This window comes from Actinoplanes solisilvae (assembly GCF_003999975.1).
Taxonomy (GTDB): domain Bacteria; phylum Actinomycetota; class Actinomycetes; order Mycobacteriales; family Micromonosporaceae; genus Actinoplanes; species Actinoplanes solisilvae.
In genome coordinates this window covers 1-949 of record NZ_RJAC01000086.1, presented here as the reverse complement: position 1 = coordinate 949, position 949 = coordinate 1, and the positions used below count along the sequence as shown (strand labels likewise).

General features: G+C 37.9%; 1 protein-coding gene. It reads right to left on the bottom strand.

What is annotated here, in order from left to right; all coding sequences use genetic code 11:
* Nucleotides 1-66: 66 nt before the first annotated feature.
* Nucleotides 67-949 (bottom strand): replication initiation protein (locus EER30_RS46690; RefSeq protein ID WP_127509796.1); only part of this gene is annotated, 883 nt, incomplete at its 5' end.

The following is a 949-nucleotide window of genomic DNA, read 5'->3' as shown; positions in this document are numbered from 1 at the left end:
AACAATGGGAAATAAGAACAGAAGGGAATAGAAAAACACCCAGAAAGGGCTACTATCTGAATTCGGCTATTGTGACACCCCATCAAGCCAACGAATCACTGTATAACGAGCTACATCAAGCTGTTTTGCTATCTCTGTATTGCTTAATCCTTTAGCCTTTAAACTCACTGCTTGCTTGCGTTTGACACTATATGCTTCACCTTTAGCTTTCCCACCTAATTGACCTCTACGTGTCTGACGATCAATAAATTCTTGATAACAATAGTTATCACGTTTCCACACCCAGCGAGCAATAGATTTTGCAATACCTTTAATCTCGTTGTACTGCATCGGTACAGTAAATTGAGTATTGACTGAACAGCATTGAGCAATCACACCATCAAGCCATTGATTGAATGTTTTAGCTCTATATTTTCGCACTTCAACATAAGCCCAATGTCGTACTGTATGAAACAGACAGCAGTTACGACCAAGCCCTACAGCTTCATCTACTTTAATCTCTTTATTGATTTGAAATGTTGTTAAGTCTAAGCGTTCAGAGAGTTCATCAAGTGTGTAAGGTTGTTCACGTAGAACATGGGTACGCCAAGAGCTATGTATTGCATTCTTAGTAATAAGCCCACTGTAATTAATATCTGCATTGAGAGCTTGTCTAAGAGCCAAATAAACAGCATTGCCGTACTTTATGGGCTTATAGTTGCTTGCGTTTGTGTTGTAGATAGGTGTCTTTAATTGATAGATGTAGTGAGCATGTCCATTCTGGGGATTCTCTACAATCAAATTAGGAGTCGGTACACCAACCATTGAATAAAATAAATCAATGTATGCAGTTGGATAGTCTAAATCAAAGATAAAGAAATGTGTGTAATAGGGATGATTAGGCTGAATATAGCGTTTAAGCAATGCAATATGTTTAGGACGTATTTGCAGTCCTAAATGTAAATCATCC